At 69.9% G+C, this 17,972-nt stretch carries 15 protein-coding genes, 1 tRNA gene and 1 pseudogene; 8 read left to right on the top strand and 9 right to left on the bottom strand.

The annotated features are described in order from the left end of the window. Nucleotides 1-84: 84 nt before the first annotated feature. Nucleotides 85-158: transfer RNA gene (locus FGD71_RS13585), tRNA-Gly, on the bottom strand. Between the two features lie 263 nt (nucleotides 159-421). On the opposite strand from FGD71_RS13585, the gene FGD71_RS47370 reads away from it, so the two are divergent. The 3 genes from FGD71_RS47370 to FGD71_RS13575 all read left to right on the top strand — a co-directional run bounded on the left by FGD71_RS47370 (nucleotide 422) and on the right by FGD71_RS13575 (nucleotide 1,854). Then, nucleotides 422-586 carry a hypothetical protein gene (locus FGD71_RS47370; protein ID WP_162931118.1) on the top strand — a complete coding sequence of 55 codons (165 nt, stop codon included), beginning with the start codon at nucleotides 422-424 and terminating at the stop codon, nucleotides 584-586. A gap of 178 nt (nucleotides 587-764) precedes the next feature. Further along, on the top strand, nucleotides 765-1,340 hold the full coding sequence (gene dcd, locus FGD71_RS13580; protein ID WP_119100683.1) for a dCTP deaminase: 576 nt from the start codon (nucleotides 765-767) through the stop codon (nucleotides 1,338-1,340). Nucleotides 1,341-1,356: 16 nt separating this feature from the next. Beyond that, nucleotides 1,357-1,854 carry a phosphoribosyltransferase gene (locus tag FGD71_RS13575; protein WP_119100682.1) on the top strand — a complete coding sequence of 166 codons (498 nt, stop codon included), beginning with the start codon at nucleotides 1,357-1,359 and terminating at the stop codon, nucleotides 1,852-1,854. Between the two features lie 52 nt (nucleotides 1,855-1,906). On the opposite strand, the gene FGD71_RS13570 is transcribed toward FGD71_RS13575, so the two are convergent. After that, the gene (locus FGD71_RS13570; RefSeq protein ID WP_119100681.1) at nucleotides 1,907-2,161 is read right to left on the bottom strand and encodes a DUF5988 family protein; all 255 of its coding nucleotides are present in this window, start codon (nucleotides 2,159-2,161) and stop codon (nucleotides 1,907-1,909) included. 148 nt (nucleotides 2,162-2,309) lie between these two features. On the opposite strand from FGD71_RS13570, the gene FGD71_RS13565 reads away from it, so the two are divergent. Beyond that, nucleotides 2,310-3,698 (top strand): FAD-binding oxidoreductase, encoded by a 1,389-nt coding sequence (locus FGD71_RS13565; protein ID WP_119100689.1) that lies wholly within the window; start codon nucleotides 2,310-2,312, stop codon nucleotides 3,696-3,698. Between the two features lie 113 nt (nucleotides 3,699-3,811). On the opposite strand, the gene FGD71_RS13560 is transcribed toward FGD71_RS13565, so the two are convergent. The 4 genes from FGD71_RS13560 to FGD71_RS13545 all read right to left on the bottom strand — a co-directional run bounded on the left by FGD71_RS13560 (nucleotide 3,812) and on the right by FGD71_RS13545 (nucleotide 10,876). Then, entirely contained in the window at nucleotides 3,812-4,825 is a 1,014-nt protein-coding gene (locus tag FGD71_RS13560) for a Yip1 family protein (protein ID WP_119100680.1), read from the bottom strand. 26 nt (nucleotides 4,826-4,851) lie between these two features. Beyond that, nucleotides 4,852-6,318 (bottom strand): FG-GAP-like repeat-containing protein, encoded by a 1,467-nt coding sequence (locus FGD71_RS13555; RefSeq protein ID WP_119100679.1) that lies wholly within the window; start codon nucleotides 6,316-6,318, stop codon nucleotides 4,852-4,854. A 102-nt stretch (nucleotides 6,319-6,420) separates the two neighbouring features. Next, the gene (locus FGD71_RS13550; protein WP_119100678.1) at nucleotides 6,421-6,816 is read right to left on the bottom strand and encodes a nuclear transport factor 2 family protein; all 396 of its coding nucleotides are present in this window, start codon (nucleotides 6,814-6,816) and stop codon (nucleotides 6,421-6,423) included. Between the two features lie 238 nt (nucleotides 6,817-7,054). Further along, a complete protein-coding gene (locus tag FGD71_RS13545; RefSeq protein WP_119100677.1) occupies nucleotides 7,055-10,876 on the bottom strand; it encodes an nSTAND1 domain-containing NTPase in 3,822 nt (1,273 codons plus the stop codon). 198 nt (nucleotides 10,877-11,074) lie between these two features. On the opposite strand from FGD71_RS13545, the gene FGD71_RS13540 reads away from it, so the two are divergent. Together FGD71_RS13540 and FGD71_RS13535 are read left to right on the top strand one after the other, a co-directional pair. Continuing rightward, the gene (locus FGD71_RS13540; RefSeq protein ID WP_181359191.1) at nucleotides 11,075-11,911 is read left to right on the top strand and encodes a Tat pathway signal sequence domain protein; all 837 of its coding nucleotides are present in this window, start codon (nucleotides 11,075-11,077) and stop codon (nucleotides 11,909-11,911) included. Nucleotides 11,912-11,943: 32 nt separating this feature from the next. Beyond that, nucleotides 11,944-13,257 (top strand): copper amine oxidase, encoded by a 1,314-nt coding sequence (locus FGD71_RS13535; protein ID WP_119100687.1) that lies wholly within the window; start codon nucleotides 11,944-11,946, stop codon nucleotides 13,255-13,257. Nucleotides 13,258-13,271: 14 nt separating this feature from the next. Here the strand turns inward: FGD71_RS13535 and FGD71_RS13530 are convergent. Then, nucleotides 13,272-13,653, bottom strand: a pseudogene (locus tag FGD71_RS13530) (ATP-binding protein). 209 nt (nucleotides 13,654-13,862) lie between these two features. On the opposite strand from FGD71_RS13530, the gene FGD71_RS13525 reads away from it, so the two are divergent. Then, nucleotides 13,863-14,705 carry a helix-turn-helix domain-containing protein gene (locus FGD71_RS13525; protein WP_119100676.1) on the top strand — a complete coding sequence of 281 codons (843 nt, stop codon included), beginning with the start codon at nucleotides 13,863-13,865 and terminating at the stop codon, nucleotides 14,703-14,705. Nucleotides 14,706-14,716: 11 nt separating this feature from the next. Next, on the top strand, nucleotides 14,717-14,893 hold the full coding sequence (locus tag FGD71_RS13520) for a DUF397 domain-containing protein (RefSeq protein ID WP_119100686.1): 177 nt from the start codon (nucleotides 14,717-14,719) through the stop codon (nucleotides 14,891-14,893). A 17-nt stretch (nucleotides 14,894-14,910) separates the two neighbouring features. Here the strand turns inward: FGD71_RS13520 and FGD71_RS13515 are convergent, their stop codons facing one another. Then, nucleotides 14,911-16,284 carry an FG-GAP-like repeat-containing protein gene (locus tag FGD71_RS13515; protein ID WP_119100675.1) on the bottom strand — a complete coding sequence of 458 codons (1,374 nt, stop codon included), beginning with the start codon at nucleotides 16,282-16,284 and terminating at the stop codon, nucleotides 14,911-14,913. A gap of 179 nt (nucleotides 16,285-16,463) precedes the next feature. Continuing rightward, entirely contained in the window at nucleotides 16,464-17,921 is a 1,458-nt protein-coding gene (locus FGD71_RS13510) for an FG-GAP-like repeat-containing protein (RefSeq protein WP_240436568.1), read from the bottom strand. Nucleotides 17,922-17,972 lie beyond the last annotated feature (51 nt).

The raw sequence follows: 17,972 nt of genomic DNA, 5'->3' as shown, positions 1-17,972 counted from the left end.
GCTAATGGTGCGGTTGTGGTGCGCGCCCCGCCCACCGGTCTAGACAACAAAGAACCCCCGGGTCCATGACCTGGGGGTTTCGCGTGGAGCGGGTGACGAGAATCGAACTCGCGCTCTCAGCTTGGGAAGCTGATGTTCTACCATTAAACTACACCCGCGTAAGACGCCGGTCGGGCCGGTGTCGGAAACGCGAAATCACTGTACCCCATGCCAGGCTCCCGGCGCTGAAGCCGTGGGGCCTGGTGTTGTTTCGGAGGGTGGACGGGGCTTTGGGGTACGGGAGTTGGGGCGTACGGTGGAGGCGCGGGAGAGGGTCCGAGCGGGAACGGAGTGCCGCCTGGAGGGCCGTTCCTTTCGTCCCGTAACGTGGCTTTCCTCGTCAGTCAGACGCGGCTCTTGGGGAAGGGACTCTGAGGACTTGATGGAACGCAGCACCGTCGTCCGTTGTGCCGAAGGGCACGTGTTCAGCACCGCTTCGCTCCCGATGCAGCAGGCCGATCGGCTCGGCCCCGGCCGGCTGATCCGCTGTCCGCGCTGTGCCCGGCTCCGGAATGTCGTGCCGGTGGCCTATGCGGAGAAGCGGTAGCCGGACGGCAAGCGGTAAGCCCTGAACGGTAAGCGATAAGCGGTAGCAGTAACGGAAACGGTAACAACGGCTACAGCTTGTGCGGGCCCGTCACGGTCTTCGGATCGTGGCGGGCCCTTTGCCGTCTTCCGAGTCTTCCGATTGTGGCTGGTCCGTGCGCTCTGCGTATCCTCGGGACGTGCTTCTCTCAGACAAGGACATCCGGGCCGAGATCGACTCCGGACGGGTGCGGATCGACCCGTACGACGAATCCATGGTGCAGCCGTCGAGCATCGACGTGCGGCTCGACCGCTACTTCCGGGTGTTCGAGAATCACCGCTACCCGCACATCGATCCCTCCATCGAGCAGGCCGACCTCACGCGGCTCGTCGAGCCCGACGGGGACGAGCCGTTCATCCTGCATCCCGGGGAGTTCGTGCTGGCGAGCACGTACGAGGTGATCACCCTTCCCGACGACCTCGCCTCGCGGCTCGAGGGCAAGAGTTCGCTCGGGCGGCTCGGTCTGGTCACCCACTCCACCGCAGGGTTCATCGACCCGGGGTTCTCCGGGCACGTCACGCTGGAGCTGTCCAATCTCGCCACGCTTCCGATCAAGCTCTGGCCGGGTATGAAGATCGGGCAGCTGTGCATGTTCCGGCTCAGCTCGCCGGCCGAATCCCCGTACGGGAGCGAGCGGTACGGCTCCCGCTACCAGAACCAGCGCGGTCCCACGGCCTCGCGCTCCTTCCTCAACTTCCATCGCACCCAGGTGTGAGGGCGGGGAGGCAGCGATGAGCGACATACGCGAGAACCTCACCTATGAGGCGTTCGGCCGCGCCGTGCGTGAGCTGGCGCAGACGATCACCGATGACGGGTACGAGCCCGACGTCGTCCTGTCCATCGCCCGCGGTGGCGTCTTCGTCGCGGGCGGGCTTGCTTACGCGCTCGACTGCAAGAACCTTCATCTGGTCAACGTCGAGTTCTATACGGGAGTCGGGACCACGCTCGACATGCCGGTCATGCTCGCGCCCGTACCCAATGTCGTTGATTTCACCGACAAGAAGGTGCTCATCGCCGACGACGTGGCCGACACCGGCAAGACCCTGAAGCTTGTGCACGACTTCTGTCTCGACCATGTCGCCGAGGTGCGGTCCGCCGTGATCTACGAGAAGTCGCAGTCGCTGGTGAAGTGCGAGTACGTGTGGAAGCGGACCGATCAGTGGATCAACTTCCCGTGGAGCGTGCAAAAGCCTGTCGTGAGGAGGACGGGGCAGGTCTTCGATGCTTGAGGGTCCGCCTGACGTCCGCCTGACGTCCACCTGAGGCCCGTCTGAAGTGTCTCTACTCGGCGATCTCTGTTCGCTCCCACCACACGTAGATCCTTAGCTTCCCCTCCGGTGTGTCCTTGTGCCGTGACGTGGGGCGGAAGTGTTCGTATCCGCCGCGGTGCGGGATCTTCAGGTCCTCCTCCGCGCCTCCGGTGGGCCCGGTGGCGGTGAGAGGGACGATCCGCTCAGGGAGATCGGCGGGGCCGCCCTCGAGGGCCGCCTTGGCCGTTTTGCCCGGCGTCTTGGTTTTGCCTGTCTTGGTGGCCATGCCCCCAGTCTTCTCGGCTCGCGCGACCCGCGCATTTCAGATGGTGAGGGCGGCGAGGACGGCGGAAGCGGCGATTGCGAGACTCCGCGTACGGGGAGACGCTGGTCAGGTCAGCCTTGCCCTCTGCGAGGAGATCGTCATGGCCGGCATGGACGACACGACTCTCGAGGCGATGCGGACCGTGCTGCGCGGTCCCGTCGTATCCCCACGCGACCGCGGATACAACGAGGCTCGCAAGATCTACAACGCGATGATCGACCGCAGACCGGCCGCCATCGTGCGATGTACGGACGTCGCCGACGTCATGAACGCCGTCGACTTCGTACGCGACCACGGTTTCGAACTCGCCGTCCGCGGCGGCGGACACAGCGGCGCCGGAACGTCCCTGGTGGACGACGGCGTCACCCTCGACCTCGGCCCGATGCGCTGGGTACGCGTCGACCCGGCGACGAAGACCGCCCAGGTCGGCGGCGGCAGCCTGCTCGGCGACGTGGACCATGCCACCCACGCCTTCGGGATGGCCCTGCCCTTCGGGATCACCTCGACGACGGGCGTCGGCGGCCTCACCCTCGGCGGCGGACACGGCTACCTCACCCGCAAGCACGGCCTGACGGTGGACAGCCTGCTGTCGGCGGACGTCGTACTGGCCGACGGCAGCTTCGTCACCGCGAACGCGAAGGACCACTCGGACCTCTTCTGGGCGCTTCGCGGCGGTGGCGGCAACTTCGGCGTCGTCACCTCCTTCACCTTCCAGCTGCACCCCGTGCACACCGTGGCCGGCGGGGTCACCCTGTGGTCTCTCGACCACATCCGCGACGTGCTGCAGTGGTACCGCGAGTTCCTGCCCCAGGCGCCCGAGGATCTGAGCGGGTTCTACGCGTCGGTCGTCGTGCCGCCCGCTCCGCCGTTCCCGGAGGAGATCCACGGGCAGAAGATGTGCGGCGTCGTGTGGTGCTGGGCGGGGGACCTGGACCGTGTCGACGCGGCCTTCGCGCCGGTGCACGAGCCCGCGCCGCCGGCGTTCCACTTCGCCGCGCCGATGCCGTATCCCGCGCTCCAGACGATGTTCGATCCGCTGATGCCGCCCGGCCTCCAGTGGTACTGGCGGGGAGATTTCTTCGATCGCATCACGGACGACGCCATCGCCGTGCACGCCAAGTACGCGGAGGGCATCCCCACCGATCTGTCGATGATGCACCTGTATCCGGTCGACGGAGCGGCCCACCGTGTGCGGCCGGAGGACACGGCGTGGGCGTACCGGCATGCCCGCTGGTCCGGCGTCATCGGCGGCATCGATCCGGACCCGGCCAACGCCCAGATCATCAAGGAGTGGAGCACCGACTACTCGGACGAACTGCACGCCCACTCGATGGGCGGCGCCTATGTGAACTTCATCGGCGAGGACGAGCCCCAGGCCCGGGTCAGGGCGGCGTACCGCGACCACTACGACCGGCTGGCGTCCGTCAAGCGGGCCTACGACCCGCACAACCTCTTCCACGCCAACCAGAACATCGAGCCGGCCGCCCCCGGAAGCTGACCCGCAATCCACCGGCCCGAAAGCCGACGACGCGCGGCGCCGCACACTCATGTGCCGCGCCGCGCGTCGTGCGGTGTCGTCAGGAAGTCCCCATGATCAGGAAGTCCCCGTGATCAGAACGTCCCCAGCTTGATGATCGACAGCAGCGCGATCAGCTGGATCGCGGACGCGCCCAGGGCCTTCGGCCACGGGAGGTCGTGGGACTTGTTGACCATCAGCGTGAAGAGAACGCCGGCCGCCACCCACGTCGCCCAGCCGAGCAGCTGGACGAAGGGGGCGTTGCCGCCCATGAACATGGCGACGACCAGGCGGGGAGTGTCCGTGAGGGACATGATCAGCATGGAGAGGCCGACCGTGGGCTGCCAGGCCCCGTCGCCGCCGAGCTGGCGGGCGAGGGTGTGGGTGACCACGCCCAGGATGAACGAGCTCAGGACGATCGCCACCGAGGTGGTCAGGATGATGGGGATCGCGGAGGAGATCGTCGCGTTGATGGCCTCCTGGCGCGCGCCGTCGAAGCCGAAGACCGCCAGCAGGCCGTACAGGAACGTCACGATCAGGGCAGGGCCCCACATCGTGTAGTCCCGCATCTGCAGGAAGGTCTGGTTCGGGCGCAGTACGACGCCGCTCAGCAGTTCCTTCCAGCGCAGTCTCGGGCCCACCGGGGGCGCCGCCGCCTGTCCCGCGCGGTAGGTCCCGCCCTGGTTGTACGGATCCTCGCCGACCGAGAACGCCTGGGTGTGCCCCGGGTTGTTGGCCGCGTATGGGTCCGGTCCCTGGGCAGCGTGGTGATCATGGTCGCCGAAGTACTCCGGCTCGCCATGGTCGCCCGCCTGGGGCCACTGCTGCCGACCGCCACCGCCGCCGCCACCGTTGCCGTACTGCGGCGGCTGCTGCTGCTGCGGGTACGGCTGCGGCGCAGGGGGGTAGCCGTACGACGGTCCGCCCTGCGGGGGCTGCTGTCCGTACGGTTGTTGCCGCGGGTGTTGTTGCGGATGTGCTTGCGGGGTGCGGTTGTCCCGGCCGCGTCCGATCCTGAATCCAGCCACGTAATCGAACGTACCTGGTCTCCCAGAGTGACGTGCCGGGCCCGGGGCAACGGGCCCGGCTTTGCGGCCGAGCTGTGACATCCCCTAAGGGGACGGAGGGCCGGTTCTCAGTGGCTGCTCAGGGTTTGGCCGTACGCGAGTGCCGTTGACGAGGCGGGCAGGCCCAGCTTTGCGGGGGTGACGGTGTACGAGTTGTTGACGGAGGCCGAGGGGAGGACCCACACACCGCCCGTCGAGGCGTTCTCGCCGGGGGAGCCTGTCGTCGCGTCGGCCTCGCCGTCGCCGTCGTAGTCGCCGGTCGCGACCGCCGCGCCGAAGGCGTCACCGGCCTCCGCCGCGCCCGGTACACGCGGAGTGCCCTGGTTGTACGCCACCGAGGAGGCCTCCCCGTACGCGTCCACGAGGCCGCCCGCGTGGCCCAGCAGCAGCGTGGCCGCGCCCGCACCGGCGCGGTCGCCGATCGCCTCGCCGGGGGCGCCCGCCATCAGGTCGTCGCGGCCGTCGGCGTTCACGTCCGCCACCGCCAGCGACGCCCCGAAACGGTCCCCGTCCTCGGCCCGGCCGTACACGCCGACCGTGTCCTGGTTGAGCGTCTGCGACCGGGACCCGAAGCTGTAGGGCGTGTCGCTTCCGTAGTGGATGTGGATGCCGCCGCCCTTCGCGAACTCCTGAGGTCCGCACGGGTCGTCGATGTTCTCGTCGGCGATCTCGCGGCACTCGCCGAGGGCCAGGTCGTCGCGGCCGTCGCCGTCGAAGTCGCCGGCGGCGAGGGCGGAGGCGGCGGCGTTGTCGGTGTTCCAGGAGTTCACCAGTTGCTTCTCGTCCTCGAACCAGCTCCAGAGGCGTACGTGGGACCGGGTGTAGGGCGCGTTGACCGCCCAGTAGGCGACCGCCAGGTCCGTCGTGTCGTCGGCGGCGTCGAAGTCGCCGGTCGTCAGGACGGGCGCGCGACCGCCCATGTGGTCGGTGAAGACGGTACTCAGGGCACCCGCCGCCGTGCGCAGGACGACCTTGTCCGTCGCGCCGACCGCCAGGTCCGTCTTTCCGTCGCCAGTGAAGTCGGCCGCGGCGAGGGACTTTCCGTACGCGGCCGACGCCGACGGCCCGTTGACCGCCGTGGAGGCCGTGCCCAGGCTGCCCTGCCCGCCCCGGGCGCCCTTGACGACGGCGACCGTGCCCGCGTCCGTGCCCCGGCCGGTGACGTCCTCGCCGGGCGCGCCGATCACCATGTCCGCCGTACCGTCGCCGTCCACGTCGGCCACGGTCACGGCCGCGCCGAAGCGGTCGCCCTGTTCCGGGGTGCCCGGAACGCCGGTTCTCGCCTGGCTGACACGCGTGTTGCCGTGGGCGCCGAGGCCGCCCGCTCCGCCCCAGACCACGTTGACGTATCCGGCCTTCGTCCTGCCGTCGACGCTCGCGTTCGGCACGCCGACCGCGAGGTCCGTGAAGCCGTCACCATTGAAGTCGCTGGTGACGGGCTCCGGGACGGCGGCTGTCGCCGTCGGAGTGAGGGTCGGACCGGTGGTGGCCGCCGCGGCGACAGTGGCGGCGATGACGTACTTCCGTATGCGCACGGTGGCTCCAAGTGGGTGGGCGAACCCCGGAGTTCAGAGGTTCGGGTTCACCTGTGTGACACCTGGAGGTCGTGCCGGGTTGTGCTCAGGGTGGTGAGGGCATCACGACCAGAACGCGTTGACCTTGTCGATGTCCTCGGTGCATTCGTCGAGATCGGTGATCTTGTCTCCGACGATGCGGAAGACAATGCCCGCGTTCTCGTCGAGCCGCTTGCCGTTGCGCTCCGCTGTGGCGCGGTGGAAGGACATCACGTGGCCCCTGCCATCGACGAGCAGCTGGAGGAGTTCGGCGCGGACGGTCCCGTTCGTCTCCTCGAAGAGCCGGCGGTACAGGTCGAAGATCGCGTCCTGGCCCTTGAAGTCGCCGGACAGCGGGTGATTGCCGGGTGAGTGGTGCGTGGCGTCTCCCGAGAACATCGTGCGCAGGGTGTCCATGTCGCCGTTGTTGAAGGCGTCGTAGCCCCTGCGGATCAGTGCGGCGTGCGGGTGTTCAGCCATGGCGGTCGCCACCTTCCGGTTGGTTTCGGTTCCGGCGATTCGCGGCTTACATCAGCAATTATTCGCCTCTGCCGGTTCCGGCGCATGTGGTGAGACCGAGCAGACGGTGGACGGTTGGACGGGAGTAGTGAGGATCGGGTTCGCTGAACAGGGGCGGTTACTGGGGCTGTCGGACGACCTCGCGTTCGCCGTCGACTCGTCCCCGGGGCCGGATGTTCCAAGTGCGGGTCGCGGACGTTCAGCACGTGCGCTCGTAAGGCAGGTCCGGGAGGTACGTCTTCCAGTCGGCGGGGGAGAGGCCCGAGCCGACGCGGGTGCAGACCTGGTGGACCAGGCTCTCCGGGGCGAGGTCGTACTTCTGGAGGGGGACGTGAGGGCTGGTGACGTGGAGGGTGGTGCCGTTCTCGCTGAAAGCGAGTGAGGAGACGCCGTCGCCCGGGGTGGGGAGGGCGGAGCCCAGGCGCTGGTTGGACGGCACGTCCCACAGCTGGACGGTACCGGAGTCGTCGGCGACGGCCAGGTTGCGGCCGTCGAGGGAGAAGGCCAGGGCCTGCACGGAGCCCGGGTTCTCCCTGCCGGTGTCGGCGTACGTGCCGGACAGGATGCCGACGCGTCGGCGCAGGTCGCCGTCCCACAGGGTGACCCGCCCCCCGTTGTCGGCCACGGCCAGGTACGCCCCGTCAGGGCTGAAGGCCAGTGCGAGGGCGTCGTCGTCGCCCAGCACCCGCTTGGTCGTCCGGCCGGAGTGGAGGTCGGCGATCGTGCCGTTCGCGGACACCAGCTTGCGCGAGTCGGGGTGCAGGGCGGTGATCGCGCCGGTGAATCCGGGCAACGGCAGGCTCCTGGTCCTCCTTGCCCTCTCGGCCCCCTTGGACTTCTTGTCCCGGCGCAGGTCCCAGACCTCGACGACCGGCGAACCCGGCCCGCTCTTGGCGATCAGCGGTCCGTGCCGGGCGACCAGCAGGGTGCGGCCGTCGGGGGTGAGGGAGAGCGAGCCCACACCGTCGATGTCGGTGGTCCTGATGTCGACGGCCGCGTGCTCACGCCGGGCCCTGACGTCCCACACCATGACCCGCTGCCGCGTCGACAGCCCCGGCTCGGTGTTCGCCCCGGTCTGAAGATACGCGAAGTAGCGGCCGTCGGCGCTGAAGGCCATCGGTGGGGAGCAGTCGGTCACGGGCTCCGCCTCCGTGCCCGCGAGGATGCAGGGATTGCCCGGTGGCCTGGATATGACACGGCCGCTTCGGGTGTCCCGCAGCTGGAAGGCCGTCTTCCCGTTCGGGCTGAGGACAGCCAGGGTCCGGCCGTCCTCGGCCAGGAGGACGCCGTCGTACGGCTGTCGATGCCATCGCGAGGTCGCCCGGCCGAGGCTCAGGGACCGGACCGCCGTACCGCCCGGGGTCAGATAGCGGACGGCGCCCGCGGCGAGGTCCAGCTCGACGTCGCCCGGCTGCTCGCTGACCAGCGCGTGGTGGAACACCGGGCCTGACAGCTCTGACACCGAGAGCCGCCACAGCTGGATCTCGTTGCCGGCGTGGGCGACCATGAACCGGCCGTCCGCGCTGAGCCGGTAGTCGTAGAGGGACGCGCCGGGCAGCTCCACGGTGGGCAGCTCGCGGTTCGAGCGGAGGTCCCATCTCTGTACGCCGGTGTCGGTGACGACCAGGAACTGGCGGCCGTCCGGGGAGAAGCCGTACGAGCCCTCGTCGTCGCAGGATCCCTTGCGCATCCGGGAGGCCCAGGGTGGTGTCACCCGCCGCTGTTCGGCGATGTCCCAGACCTGCAGCGGCCAGCGGTCCCTGCAGGTCACCAGCCACCGGCCGTCGGGGTCGGTCACGGGGTCCCGCAGGGCCTCGGAGAAGTCGTTCCCCACCTGGATGAGGCGTCGCAGGGTCCGCACGTCCCAGACCTGGGCGACGGGTGCCTCACCGTCGTCGATCTGGACGATCAGGGTGCGGCCGCCGGGGCCGAACGCCGCGATGCTCGCGTTACGGGACCCGAGCCTGCCGAGCTCGCGGCCTGTGTGCACGTCCCACAGCCGGGTGCCGCCCTGGTTGAGCAGTGCGAGCAGACGGCCGTCCGGGCTGATGACGACCTCGCTGCCGTCTGCCATCAGCTTGCCGGGGCCGGGGTGGTCGTGGGTGCGGCGGTGGGTGCGCAGGTCCCACGTCCTGATGCGGTCGCGTGAGACGGAGACCAGGGTGCGGCCGTCCGCCGTCACGTCGAGGGCGGTCTGCGGGGTGTCCTGGTGGGAGCGGCGGCCGACGTCGGCGTCCGGTACCGCGAAGGTGTCCAGCTCGTGCTGGGTCATCCCGCCCAGCAGTGCCGAGCGGGTCTCGGTGGTGTGCGCCAACCGCCACGCCGCGACACTCAGTTGCATCGCTTTCACCGGATCCGCGAACCGCATGCTGTCCGCCACCGTCGCGATCCGCCGGGCCTCGGCCTCACGGTGGCGCCGGTCGCTCGTCCGGGACTGCTGCCAGGCCGTGACGCCGGCGATGAGGGCGAGGACAAGGAGGGTGGCGAGGGTGGTGAACAGGCCCCGGCGGCGGCGCAGTTCCGTGGTGTGGGTGGTGCGGCTCGCGGTGAGGAAGGCTTCCTCCAGCGGGGCCAGGGGCTGGTCCGTGAGGTGTTCGTCCGCCGTGGCGAGGCGTGTGCCCCGGTAGAGGGCTCCCGGGTCGCGGCCCAGGTCGTCCCAGGCCCGGGCGGCCTCCGTGAGGCGGCGGTGGGTGCGCAGGTGTTCGCGGGTCTCCCCGATCCAGGAGTGCAGTCGGGGCCAGGACGTGATCAGGGCCTCGTGGGCGAGGTCGACCGTGTTGTCGTCGAGGGTGAGGAGGCGGGCACGGGTCAACCGCTCCAGGACCAGGGCGACTTCGTCGGCGGGAGCGAAGCCGAGTTCCGTGCGGTCGACCGGGCGGCGGGTGTCCTGGGAGCCCTCGCCGGGGGTGATCAGGCGGAGCAGGAGCTGACGGGCCAGGGCCGCCTGTTCGGGAGACAGGGTCGCGTACACGTCCTCCGCCGTCTTCGCGATCGCTCCCCGTACGCCCCCCGCCGCCTCGTACGCCGCCATCGTCAGGGCCCGGCCCCGGCGCCGGCGCCATGTCTCGCGCAGGGCGTGGGAGAGGAGGGGCAGACCGCCGGGTTCGCCGTCCACCTCCTCGACGAGATGGGCGGTCAGGTCGCGTTCGACGATCAGGCCCGCCGACTGAGCGGGCCGGATCACCGCCTCCCGCAGTTCGGCCCGGGTCATGGGGCCCACCAGGAGACTGGCCTCGCTCAGCGCGTCCGCCAGGGCCCGGTGTTCGGCGCAGTGACCGTAGAAGTCCGCCCGGACCGCGACGACGACACGCAGTCCGCTGCCGGGGTCCGTGCGTGCCGCGAGCAGGCGGTCGATGAACTCCGTGCGTTCCGTTTGGTCCCGGCAGAGCGTGAACACCTCCTCGAACTGGTCGACCACCAGCACCGTGTCGCCCGTGTCTCCCCTGTCGCCGGGACCTCCGTCGTTCTGCGGTTCCAGAGCCTTCTCATGCGTACGGAGGGGGTGTTCGCCGGGAGTGAGGATGCGCAGGGCGGCTATGCCGGTCTTCTGGAGGTCCGGTATCAGGCCCGCCCGCAGCAGCGACGACTTGCCGCTGCCCGACGGGCCGAAGACCGCCGTGAAACGGTGCGACGCGGTCAGCGCGCGGAGGGCTTCCACCAGGTCGTCACGGCCGAAGAAGCGGTCGTGGTCGGTCGGTTCGTAGCGGGACAAGCCCGGGTAGGGCGCATCGGTGTCGTCGTCCTCGCGGGTCGTCGCCGACTCCTCGGACGCCTCGTGCCAGCGGCGATCCCACTCCTCCGGGTCACCGCCGCAGGCCTTGACGTACGCCAGGGTCACGGCCAGGGAAGGCAGTTGCTCGCCGGCGGCCGCCTGGGAGAGGGACGTCACCGAGTAGTGGGCCCGGCGGGCCATCTCGCGGTACGTGAGGCCGCCCGCCTCCTGGCGGAGCTTGCGCAGTTCGTACGCGAAGCGCTGGACCGGGCCCGTCGCAGGGTCCACCGGAGTCTCGCGACGCCCCATGTTCAGATCTCCCTCTCGTCCCCCGTGTCCCGGCCACGGTAGGGAGCCCTCCGGACTGCCGCAAGCGGGCTCATGGCCTCTCAGCAGGCTTGACGTCTTTGTTCGGTGTGACGGAAGGGGCCTGCTGAACAACGCTCGCTGCGGCTGGACTTGAGGCACCGGAGACATCCGGGACGCCCGACACATCACGGGGGAGACATGAACGAACGAGTAAGAGAACGAGTAGGAGAGCGCCGTACGGCATTGCGCCGGCTGGTCGCGGGTACGGCGGTGGCGGTCGTCGGTACGGCGGCGATGGTCGCCGTGACGCTGCCGATGAACGCCGCCGGGGACGAGGGGGACGAGGGGGCGGCGGCGCGTACGGGGGTCGCGCCGTCCGCCACAGCGGCATCGGCGCCTTCGTCGCCGTACGCCTCGTCGCCCGCGGCCGTCAACGGGAACGGCGAGGGGAACGGGACGGGGAGCGGGACCGGCGTCGATCCGCTCACCGACGGCGAGATCGACCGTGCCCGGCAGGCCGCCCTCACCGGCGACCGGACGTTGCGCACGACGAGCGAGGATGTCCGGGGGCAGGACGGGACACCGCAGTTCCTCACCGCCGACCTCGGCGAAGGAACGGGGGACGGCGCGCGGAGTGCGGACGTCTTCTTCTACGACTACCGCGACGACCGCTTCGTGAAGAAGACCGTCGACCTCGGTACCGGACGGGTCGTACGGACCGAGTCCGCCAGTGGAGTTCAGCCGCCGCCCTCCGGTGAGGAGGCCCGCGAGGCGCTGAAGGTGCTGCTCGCGAGCCCGCTCGGGGACGGCGTGCGCCAGGACTTCGAGGCCGCCACCGGTCGATCTCTGGTCATCGGAGGGCAGTTGGCGGTGCAGGGGCTGGTCTACGAGAAGCGCGGTACGGCGGGGCCGGCCGACTGCGACGGGGCGCACCGCTGCGTGCGGCTGTTCACGCGGGTCAAGGGCGGGCCGTGGATCGATACCCGCCAGTTCGTCGTCGACCTCAGCGCCCGCACGGCGCACCGCCTCCCGTGACCGGGCAAGACGTACAGAAGGACGTACTCATCATGCGCAAGTTCCAGGGTTTCGCCCACAGGACCACCCACTTCGGCGCTTGGGCCGTGGTCAGCGCGGCTGTCCTCTTCTCCCTCCCCGGCCACGCGGAGGCAGGCGGCAGGAGCGCCCCCGCCGCCCCCGCAGCCGCCCCGGCCTGCACCGGCGACTCCGTGATCACGAAGAAGCTCCCGGGCGGCACCACGTGGCGGATGTGCTGGCGCAACAGCCCCACCGCCGGGCTGGTCCTCACCCATGTCACCTACCAGCCGCGGCATGAGAGCAAGCCCATCGAGGTGCTCGGCAGCGCGCGGCTCGCGCAGATCAACGTGCCGTACGACGACGGTTCGGACGAGTACAACGACGTCACCGACGAGCGCTTCGGCGAGGGCGCGCTGCCGATCAAGGCGGCGGACTGCCCCGGCGGGACGGTCCGGAGCTTCCGGGTGGCCGACGTGGGGACGGTCAAGGGGCTGTGCGTGACGACGCAGCCGCGCGGGTTCGCGTACCACGGGGACAGCGGTGACGTGGGGGAGGGCCGGGCCCGTATCGACTCGGCGCAGGGCCAGGACCTGGTCGTCTACACCCTCCACGCGGTCGGCTGGTATCACTACGTCACCCAGTGGAACTTCTCGGACGACGGCACGATCACCGCCAAGGAGGGCGCCACCGGCAACCTCTCCGGAGGCGACTTCAACGCCTCCGACGGCACCGGCTGGCCGGTCGGGCAGAACGGTGCCGCCAAGGCCCTCAGCCACCAGCACAGCGTCCTGTGGCGGCTCGACTTCAAGCCGGGCGGCTCCTGGAAGTCGAAGGTCGAGCAGTACGACACGACGACGAACGGCACGAACGCCGAGATGGGGCACGGGCAGCTCAAGACCAGCCGCAAGCAGATGACCAAGGAGTTCGCGGGGGACAACGCGAACGACCGCTGGTGGCGCGTGGTCGCGTCGGCGAGCAGGAACGCGGACGGGCATCCGCGGTCCTGGGAGATCGTCCACAACCGCTCGGACAAGTACACGCGGCACGCCTACACACGGCACGACGTGTACGTCAGCCAATACAAGGCCTGCGAGCAGTACGCCAGCGACAACCGCCGGATCAACCCCGACTGCCTCGGCAACGTGGCCAAGTACGTGAACGGGGAGAACCTCACGCGCCCGGTCGTCTGGGTCAACGTCGGCTTCCACCACATCGCCCGTGACGAGGACCAGACGCCGATGCCGGTGCACTGGCAGGGCTTCCAGATCGTCCCGCGCGACGCGACGGACATGAGCCCGCTGACTCCGGACCGCCTGCACCGGCCTGAGTTCAATGGCCACAACTGACTCCGTCGGTCAGGTCAGTTGGGCCGGGCTTCGAGTTCGCACCAGACGTACTTGCCTGCCGAGCCGTTGACCTGGAACCAGCCCCAGTCGTCGGCGTAGGCCTGTACGAGGTGCAGGCCTACGGCCGGATTCGTCGCCCTGCGGGGCGGTCGTGGGCGGCGTGGGGTCCGAGTCCCATGCGCCGAGCCGGAAGGAGGGCCCCGCTTGTCTGAGCTTCAGGGCGGCGGGGCCCTTTGTGTGCCGGATGGCGTTCCCGAGCAGCTCGGAGGCCAGGAGCTCCGCCGGTTCGATGAGGGCGGGGAGGTGGTGGGTGGTCAGGATGTCGCGGAGGGTGTGGCGGCAGATGCGGACGGCTCGGGGGTCGTTGGGGATGTAGACGGTGTACTCCCAGGGCATGGGTGTCTCCCGGAGGGTGGCGGGGTGAGGGGCGGCGTCCGGGCGGTGGCTCTGTCGCGCCCGCCATGGCAGGGCGGGGCGGTGCGCTTCCGGGGTCCCGGGGGTTCCGCAGCGTGTGCGGTGCGCTACTGACAGTAGGGGTGAGTACTCACCCCGGTCAAGCTGAACTGGGATACTGGCGCTCCCAACTGCCGAAGGAAAGGGGCCACATGCCAGCGAGAAGCATCGTCAGCACGCGCCAGGCGCGGTTGGGTGCGGAGTTGCGCAAGCTTCGGGAGCGAGCGGGGCCATCGATCCGAGAGGCCTCCGAGGGCACGGGGATCGCGCAGACCAAGATCTCCATGATGGAAGCGGGTCGGGTCGGGGTGAGCGCGGAGCGCGTTCGTCACCTGGCCAGTCAGTACGCGTGTGACGACGCCGCCCTCGTGGAAGCGCTGGTGGCCATGGCTACTGAGCGGGTACGCGGCTGGTGGGAGGAGTATCGGGAGACGGTGCCTGCCGGCTACATGAACGTGGCCGAACTGGAGTACCACGCGACCGAGTTGAGGACGTTCCAGACCGTGCACGTCCCGGGGCTGTTGCAGACGGAGGAGCAGATGCGGGGCATCTTCGCCTCGTCGGTGCCGTTGCTCTCCGAAGAGCAGCGCCAAGCGCGGGTACGTTTTCGGCTGCGGCGTCAGGAGATTTTGGGCGAGGTCGTTTACGAAGCGGTGATTCACGAAGCGGCGCTGCGGATCCGAGCTGCGGACAGGAAAGTTGCCCGGCATCAGTTGCTGCACATCCTGGAGCAGTCGGAGCGACCTCAAGTAACCGTGCGTGTCGTGCCGTTCGACGTGGACGGCTTTGCCGGGATCAGCGCTCCGGTGGTGTACGCGAGTGGCCCTGTTCCGCAGTTGGACACCGTCTTGGTGGACACCAAGCACGGAGGGGCTTACCTGGACGCGGAGGCTCAGCTCATTCGCTACCGGGCGATGCTTCGCACAATCGAGGAGGCGGCCCTGGGCGCCGTAGAGTCAAGGGACTTCCTCCACCACCTCCTGAAGCAGATGTGAAAGGCCTCGACATGGCACAGGACGCCTGGCAGAAGTCCTCGTTCTCCGGCGGGGGCGACAGCGACGACTGTGTTGAACTCTCCGCCGGCCAAGGCCTCGTACTCCTCCGCGAAAGCGACGAGCCCGGCACAGTGGTCACCACCACCGCCACCGGACTCGCCGCCCTCATACGTCACCTCAGTTCGTAACGACGCACCCTCCTCGGTCAGCCGGCCAGGTACATGCCGAGTTGCGGGTAATAGGCGGTGGACATGGAGAAGGCGCTCGGGCCGTAGTTCGCGGCGCCGGAGGTCGTGATGCCGTCCGCGGAGCCCATGAGGAAGGTGAGCAGGCCGTTGCCGTCGTTCTCGGTGTCCGCGCCGACGACGAGGTCCGCGTGGCCGTCGCCCGTGATGTCGGTGAGCAGGGTGGCCGTACCGAAGAAGTCGTTGGTCTCGGCGGCGCCGGGGATGCCTGGGGTGTTCTGCGTCAGCGTCACGGGGGAGCCGAGGCCGTCGGCGGTGCCGTAGTGGACGAGGACCGCGCCCGCGTACCAGGCCGCGGCGTCGCTCACGGGACTTCCCACGGCCAGGTCCGGGAAGCCGTCGGCGTCGATGTCACCGATGGACGGGCGGCCGTAGGGGCCGTCCGACAGCTCCACCGCGCTCTCCACACCGGTTGCGGTGCCGTACGAGATCGCGGTCGTGCCCTTCGAGCCGAGGTCGCCCTCGGTCGCGTCCTCGGTCTCGCCGGTGACGATGTCGCCGTAACCGTCCTGGTCGAGGTCCCCGATGGCGATCTGCCTGCCGTAGGGAAGCTCCAGTTGCCGGGTGGGGGCCGAAGTGGTGCCGTAATAGAGGAAGTTGCGGTGCAGGTAGCGCTCGGAGCTCAGCTTCTTCCCAGCGGTGACGACCAGGTCGGCCTTGCCGTCGCCGTTGACGTTTCCGGACGTCAGCCGGAGGAAGTCGGCGCTGCTGAAGGGCGTGGAGTAGGTGGTCTTCGAGCCCGTCGCGCCGGCCTTGGTGAAGCCGCCCTTGATGATCCACTGGGTGGTGCCGGAGGCGCCGACGGCGAGGTCGGCCCTGCCGTCGCCGGTGAAGTCGGCGATGGCCAGGGCCGCGCCCCAGTAGTCGTGTTGTGAGACGGCCGGGTCCTTGACCGTGGTCGCGCCCGACAGGCCACTGGCCGATCCCCACACGATGACGACCGTGCCGCCGTTGGTGTCGCCGGACACGTCCTCGTACGGGGCGCCGACCGCCAGGTCGCTGTAGCCGTCGTTGTTGAGGTCGCCGACCGCGGTCGACCGCCCGAAGCCGTCGCCTTCCTCGGCCGAGCCCGGGACGCCGGAGGTGTTCTGGTTGACGGACTTCTTGGTGCCGATACCGGTGGCGGAGCCGTACGCGACGGCCACCGACCCGGCCTCGAACTTGCCGCCGGCCGTGGCGAAGGGGCTGCCCGCGGCGGCGTCCTGGTAGCCGTCGCCGTTGAAGTCGCCGACCAGGCCGGAGGGGGCGGCCGTCGCGGTGCCGGTGGCGGTGAGGAGGGCGCCGGTGAGGGCGGCGGCGGCCAGTGCCGCGCAGGCGGAGAGGGGGATGCGCATGGAGCTCGTTCCTTGCCGGGGCCGGGGGGAGGAGGTCGGGGTGCGAGTACGGGGGATCAGTGGCGCGGTGGCGCAGGGGGCGGCGGAGGCGGGCGGCGAGGCCGACGGGTGGTCCCCGCCGTACGGAAGGGCGGCGGGGACCGTGGTGGTGCTGAGGCACTCGAGGTGCCCGTCAGGCGTCAGCCGAGAAGGTTGGCGCCGAACGCGCCGTACTGGTAGGGACGGTTGAACGCGCCGGGGCCGAAGCCGCGGTCGCCGTCGGGGGAGACGCCGGAGCCGTCGGAGAGCATCGCGGTGACCGCGCCGACGCCTTCGCCCTCGAAGCCGGCGGTGACGGTGTAGTCCGCGTTGCCGTCGCCCGTCACGTCCTTGAGCAGGACGTCGGAGCCGAAGTAGTCCATCGCCTCGGCCGTGCCGGGGACACCGGAGGAGGCCTGCGAGAGGGTACGGGCGCCGGTCCTGGAGACGCCGTCAGCCGAGCCGTACATCAGGACCGTGGAGCCGGTGTCCTCGATGGTGTCGATGTCCTCGAAGATGACACCGATGGCCAGTTCTCCGTAGCCGTCGCCGTTCATGTCGCCGATGGAGACGGCACTGCCGAAGCCGTCGCGCGCCTCGTCCGCGCCGGGTACGCCCGTCGAGTCCTGGGTGAGCTCGGCCATGGGCGCGTCGCCGTTGACCGGGCCGCCCGCGGAGCCGCGGATGACCGCGACCTGGCCGCCGAGGGTGCCGGTGTGGTCGTCCTCCTTGGTGAAGACGTTGCCGAGGGCGATCTCGTCGTAGCCGTCGCCGTTGATGTCGCCGAGGGCGATGGACGTGCCGCCGTTCAGGGGGCGCGGTACGGACGTCTCCAGGCCGGCGGACGTACCGAGGTAGGCGACGCCCTTGGACCAGTCGCCGGAGCCGTTCTCGTCGAGGTCGGTACGGAAGGTGAGGACGAGGTCGGCCTTCCGGTCGCCGTTGGTGTCGCCCGCCTTGATGGCGTCGATGCCGTACTTCGCCTTCTCGGGCATCTCGATCCGCTGCGCGGCACCGGTCGTGCCGGACCGGGTGAAACCGCCCTTGACCACGTACGCGTGCGAGGAGCCGGTGCCCGCGGCCAGGTCCTGCGAGCCGTCGCCGTCGAAGTCGCCCGCGGTCAGGACACGGCCGAAGTCGTCGTGCGCGCTCGGCGCCGGGTCCTGGACCGTCGTACCGCCCGCCAGGCCGGTCGCCGAGCCCCACAGGACGGCGACCGTGCCGGCGTCGATGTCGCTGCCGACGTCCTCGCCGGAGGCGCCGACCGCGAGGTCCGTGTAGCCGTCGCCGTCGAAGTCGGCGATCGCGAGGGCGGAGCCGAAGGTGTCCTCGGCCTCGGGGGTGCCGGGCACACCGGCCGAACTCTGGTCGATCACCGTGTGCTTGGCGGGGTCCAGGCCCGTGGCGCTGCCGTAGACGACGGCCACGTAGCCGGCCATGCCCTGGTCGCCGACCTTCGCGTACGGCGCGGCGAAGGCGATGTCGCCGTACCCGTCGCCGTTGAAGTCGCCGACCAGGCCGGAGGGGGCGGCCGTCGCGGTGCCGGCGGTGACGGCGAGGAGGGCGCCGGTGAGAGCGGCGGCGGTCAGAGCCGCGGTGGTGGTGACGCGTATGCGCACGGAGGTTGTTCCTTACGGGAGGGGGGTGGAGTGCGTGTACGAAGGAGCAGT

Source organism: Streptomyces sporangiiformans, assembly GCF_005768555.2.
Taxonomy (GTDB): Bacteria; Actinomycetota; Actinomycetes; order Streptomycetales; family Streptomycetaceae; genus Streptomyces; species Streptomyces sporangiiformans.
This window is presented reverse-complemented; position numbering and strand designations above follow the sequence as displayed.

What these genes read in the sequence shown, in the direction of transcription:
- FGD71_RS13550 (WP_119100678.1), bottom strand. Translation starts at nt 6,816, where the DNA reads ATGGCTGAACACCCGCACGCCGCACTGATCCGCAGGGGCTACGACGCC.
- FGD71_RS13575 (WP_119100682.1), top strand. Translation starts at nt 1,357, where the DNA reads ATGAGCGACATACGCGAGAACCTCACCTATGAGGCGTTCGGCCGCGCC.
- FGD71_RS13560 (WP_119100680.1), bottom strand. Translation starts at nt 4,825, where the DNA reads ATGTCACAGCTCGGCCGCAAAGCCGGGCCCGTTGCCCCGGGCCCGGCA.
- FGD71_RS13535 (WP_119100687.1), top strand. Translation starts at nt 11,944, where the DNA reads ATGCGCAAGTTCCAGGGTTTCGCCCACAGGACCACCCACTTCGGCGCT.
- FGD71_RS13525 (WP_119100676.1), top strand. Translation starts at nt 13,863, where the DNA reads ATGCCAGCGAGAAGCATCGTCAGCACGCGCCAGGCGCGGTTGGGTGCG.
- FGD71_RS13520 (WP_119100686.1), top strand. Translation starts at nt 14,717, where the DNA reads ATGGCACAGGACGCCTGGCAGAAGTCCTCGTTCTCCGGCGGGGGCGAC.
- FGD71_RS13570 (WP_119100681.1), bottom strand. Translation starts at nt 2,161, where the DNA reads ATGGCCACCAAGACAGGCAAAACCAAGACGCCGGGCAAAACGGCCAAG.
- FGD71_RS13540 (WP_181359191.1), top strand. Translation starts at nt 11,075, where the DNA reads ATGAACGAACGAGTAAGAGAACGAGTAGGAGAGCGCCGTACGGCATTG.
- FGD71_RS13545 (WP_119100677.1), bottom strand. Translation starts at nt 10,876, where the DNA reads ATGGGGCGTCGCGAGACTCCGGTGGACCCTGCGACGGGCCCGGTCCAG.
- FGD71_RS13565 (WP_119100689.1), top strand. Translation starts at nt 2,310, where the DNA reads ATGGACGACACGACTCTCGAGGCGATGCGGACCGTGCTGCGCGGTCCC.
- FGD71_RS47370 (WP_162931118.1), top strand. Translation starts at nt 422, where the DNA reads ATGGAACGCAGCACCGTCGTCCGTTGTGCCGAAGGGCACGTGTTCAGC.
- FGD71_RS13515 (WP_119100675.1), bottom strand. Translation starts at nt 16,284, where the DNA reads ATGCGCATCCCCCTCTCCGCCTGCGCGGCACTGGCCGCCGCCGCCCTC.